A 3,972-nucleotide genomic window follows, 5' to 3' on the forward strand; every position below is an offset into this window, starting at 1 on the left:
GACACCACTCCCGCGCCGGGGCCGGGCGGCGGTCCTCTGCCCGCCCCCCCGGGGGTCGGGCGGGGTGGACGAGTGGTCTCAGCGGGGACCCAGCAGGCACCCGGCAGGGACGCGGCCGGGCTTCAGCCGGCCAGTTCGACGAGCTTCGCCACGTTGTCGGCCGGGTCGGGCATCGCCGCGATCTCCGCTGCGACCTTGTGGGCGGCGACCCGGTAGCCCTCCTCGGCGAGCAGTCGACGGGTGGCTTCGGTGACCGCCTCGGGCGACTGGTCCGCGGCGAGGACGACCTCGCCCGCGCCCGCGGCGGCGACTGCCTTCCCGTTGGCCGGACCGTCGGCGCCCTGCGGCAGGACCAGCTGCGGCAGCCCGGCCGCGAGCGTCGCCAGCGTCGTGCCGGCGCCACCGTGCTGCACGACCACCGACGCGTGCTTGAGCGCCTCCGGCTGTGCCACCCACGGCACGGCCACCACACGCTCGGGCAGCTCGCCCAGCTCCCCGACGGGCACGACGGGTCCGGCGGCGACCAGCACCGGCACCTCCAGCGGCAGCAGCCCCTGGACGACCGTACGCAGCACGTCGGCCGACCCGAGGGCGGTGCCCAGGGTGCAGTAGACGAACGGCTCGCCCGACTCGCGGATGCGCTCGGGCAGTTCGCCGGGCTCGGAGTAGGCGACGGTGCGCTGCTCGATGCGGGGCAGCGGGGCGGCGAGGAAGCCCGGGTCCTGGATGGACGGCGGAACGATGTCGATGTAGCTGCGGGACAGGGCGAACAGCTGGCCGAAGGGAACGTCGACGCCGAGGTCGCCGGCGGTGGCGAGCAGCTCCTGCTGGATGCGCTCCTCCTCCGGGCCCAGCGCCATCACGCCCACGCCGTGCGCGACGGCGGGCACGCCCGCGAGGGCGGCGGCGAAGGCGGCACCCGGGTTCAGCGCCTCGTAGACGACGAGGTCCGGGCGCAGCCGCTCCAGGGCGGTGGCCAGGTCGGCCGCCACCCAGCGCGGCAGCACGGAGCCGAACACCTGCACGTGCAGTTCCGCCAGCACCTCCGGCGGCACGTCCTGGGCTCCGAGTTCGCCCGCTCCCGCGAGGTCGGCTCGAGAGCTGACTGCTTCCATGAACGCCTCGGGCACGGAGCGGCCCGCGGCCACCGGCTCGAGGCCGGCCGTCGCCACGGCGGGGTGCAACTGCTCACCCGTGGCGAAGGAGACCTCGTGGCCCGCAGCCCGGGCGGCCTTCGCCAACGGCAGGAGGGGATAGACGTGGCCGAAGTTTCCGGCGCCGGCAAAGAGGATTCTCATAGCGCCTCAGCGTAGGGACGGGAACACTCGTTGTCTAGTGCTGACAGATTTCCTGTCATCGATAACCACCGCTGCTCGGCGACCGTTTGAAGGCCGATCGGGAATCACTCGGCGGATCGAGCGGCCCTCTGGGGCAGGTCGAGGCGGTCTCCAGGCACAGCCGATCGGACCGCCCCATCGTCGTGGTGCGGCCGCCCGCCCCCGGGCGCGCGCGACAAGCCGAAGGAGCCCCTTGATGACCATCACCACCCAGGCAGTTGCGCCTCCGGGTGTCACGAGGAGTCATGTGCAGCGGTTCATGCTGTCCGCGCAGGCCCTCGACAGCGCGGTGACGCCCAACGAGGTCTTCCACGAGTGGTTCTCCGCCCAGCGCCGCACCAACCGCTACGACGTGCGGCGCATCCCGTTCTCCGGACTCGTCGGCTGGCACTTCGAGGACGCCACCGGGAACCTGGTGCACGACAGCGGCCGGTTCTTCTCGGTCGAGGGCCTGAACGTGCGCACCGAGTGGAACGGGCGCGAGACATCGTGGTCGCAGCCGATCATCAACCAGCCCGAGATCGGCATCCTGGGCATCGTCGTCAAGGAGTTCGACGGCGTCCTGCACTGCCTGATGCAGGCCAAGATGGAGCCCGGCAACGTCGACACGGTCCAGCTCTCCCCCACCGTGCAGGCCACCCGGAGCAACTACACCGGAGTGCACAAGGGCGCGGCCGTCCGCTACATCGACTACTTCAAGCCGCCGCGCATGCAGTCACGGGTGCTGTACGACTCCCTCCAGTCCGAGCAGGGCTCCTGGTTCCTGCGCAAGCGGAACCGGAACATCGTCGTGGAGGCCATCGGGGACGTCCCCGAGCACGAGGACTTCGTCTGGCTCACCCTGGGCCAGATCCACCAGCTGCTGCACGAGTCGAACGTCGTCAACATGGACGCCCGCACGGTGCTCTCGCTGATCCCGGCCTTCGGCGAGAGCGGACCGCCGCTGCACCCCACCGAGCAGGTGCTGAGCCGGCTGACCGAGGTCAAGGCCCGCCGCGAACTGGTGCAGCGCACCCTGCCGCTGAACCGGGTGGAGCGCTGGCGGCGCACCGACGACGGCATCGAACACGAGACGGGCCACCACTTCACCGTCATCGCCGCGTCGGTGGCGGCCGCCAACCGCGAGGTCAAGAGCTGGACCCAGCCGCTGCTGGCCCCCGCCGAACAGGGGCTGTCCGCGTTCCTGATCCGCCGGATCTGCGGGGTGCCGCACCTGCTGGCGCAGGCCAGGTCCGAGGCCGGCGTGCTGGACGTGGCCGAGCTCGGCCCGACCGTGCAGTGCCAGCCGGGCCGGGCGCTGACCCTGCCGCCCGAGCTGCGCCCCCGCTACCTGGACGTCGTCCTGCGCGCCACACCCGACGAGCTGCTGTACGACACCGTGCAGTCCGAGGAGGGCGGGCGCTTCCACCACGCGGGCAACCGCTACGTACTCATGGAGGTCGGGGACGAGTTCCCCGTGGACGTGCCCGAGGAGTTCGTGTGGGTGACCGCCGAGCAGCTGAGCGCGCTGGTGCGGCACAGCAACTACCTGAACATCGAGGCCCGGACGCTGCTGACCGGCCTGCGCGCGGTCTGGTCGCTGGGCGGGGTGTTCGCCCGGTGAGCGCCAATGCCGTACGACCCCTGCGCCTGGGCGTGCTGGGCTGCGCGGACATCGCCCGGCGGCGCATGCTCCCCTCACTGGAGCGGCAGCCGCTGGTCGAAGTGACGGCCGTGGCCAGCCGTACCCTGCGGCGGGCCCGGGAGTTCACCGACCGCTTCGGCGGCACGCCCGTCGAGGGCTACGCGCGGCTGCTGGAGCGCGACGACGTGGACGCGGTGTACATCCCGCTGCCGCCCGAGCTGCACGTGGAATGGACCCTGCGGGCGCTGGCGGCCGGCAAGCACGTGCTGTGCGAGAAGCCGTTCGCCACCAGCCTGGCCGACGCGGAGAAGGCGGTGGCCTTCGCCAGGGAGCGCGGACTGCTGCTGATGGAGGGCTTCATGTTCCTCCACCACTCCCAGCACACCCGGGTACGGGAGCTGGTCGCCGACGGGCTGATCGGTGAGGTCCAGCTGTTCTCCTCCGAGTTCGGCATCCCCCTGCGCCCGCCGGCGGAGCCCGGCGGCACACCCCGGCGGGCCAGCACCCTGCCGGAGGTGGCCGCCTATCCGATCCGCGCCGCCCAGCTCTTCCTGGGTCCCGGACTCCGGGTGGCCGGGGCCCAGGAACGCCCGGCCGGAGCCTGCGGACCGAGCCCCGCGGGCAGCGCCCTGCTGGTGGCACCGTCCGGTGCGGCGGCCCAGCTGGCCTACGGCGTCGAGCACGCCTACCGCAGCGGATACGGACTGTGGGGCAGCCGGGGGCGGCTGCGGCTGGAGCGGGCGTTCAGCACGCCGGACGACTTCACCCCCGTACTGAAGGTGGAACGCGACGGTGAGGTGAGCGAGATGGTCCTCGACAAGGACCACCACTTCACCAACATCGCCGGTGTCTTCGCCCGCGCCGTCCTGCACGGCGAGGACTTCGCCCCGCACACGGAGGCGATCCTGGACCACGCCCGGTTGGTGGAGGAGGTGGACCGGGCGGCCGGCCGCTGACGGAGCGCGGCCACAGGGAAACGGCCCGGCGCGGCGACGGAGATCCTCCCGTCAC

At 72.4% G+C, this 3,972-nt stretch carries 3 protein-coding genes; 2 read left to right on the plus strand and 1 reads right to left on the minus strand.

The window, feature by feature from the left end:
* Positions 1-122: 122 nt before the first annotated feature.
* Positions 123-1,298, minus strand: a complete 1,176-nt coding sequence (locus ACFW2E_RS42865; RefSeq protein WP_384476404.1) for a glycosyltransferase — start codon at positions 1,296-1,298, stop codon at positions 123-125.
* A 235-nt stretch (positions 1,299-1,533) separates the two neighbouring features.
* Between ACFW2E_RS42865 and ACFW2E_RS42870 the strand changes: the two genes are divergently transcribed.
* Together ACFW2E_RS42870 and ACFW2E_RS42875 are read left to right on the plus strand one after the other, a co-directional pair.
* Positions 1,534-2,940, plus strand: a complete 1,407-nt coding sequence (locus ACFW2E_RS42870) for an NDP-hexose 2,3-dehydratase family protein (protein ID WP_384476407.1) — start codon at positions 1,534-1,536, stop codon at positions 2,938-2,940.
* A complete protein-coding gene (locus ACFW2E_RS42875) occupies positions 2,937-3,917 on the plus strand; it encodes a Gfo/Idh/MocA family protein (protein ID WP_384476410.1) in 981 nt (326 codons plus the stop codon). The genes ACFW2E_RS42870 and ACFW2E_RS42875 overlap by 4 nt, the downstream gene beginning before the upstream one ends.
* Positions 3,918-3,972 lie beyond the last annotated feature (55 nt).

It is taken from the genome of Streptomyces sp. NPDC058964, assembly GCF_042741275.1.
GTDB lineage: Bacteria > Actinomycetota > Actinomycetes > Streptomycetales > Streptomycetaceae > Streptomyces.

What these genes read in the sequence shown, in the direction of transcription:
- ACFW2E_RS42870 (WP_384476407.1), top strand. Translation starts at nt 1,534, where the DNA reads ATGACCATCACCACCCAGGCAGTTGCGCCTCCGGGTGTCACGAGGAGT.
- ACFW2E_RS42865 (WP_384476404.1), bottom strand. Translation starts at nt 1,298, where the DNA reads ATGAGAATCCTCTTTGCCGGCGCCGGAAACTTCGGCCACGTCTATCCC.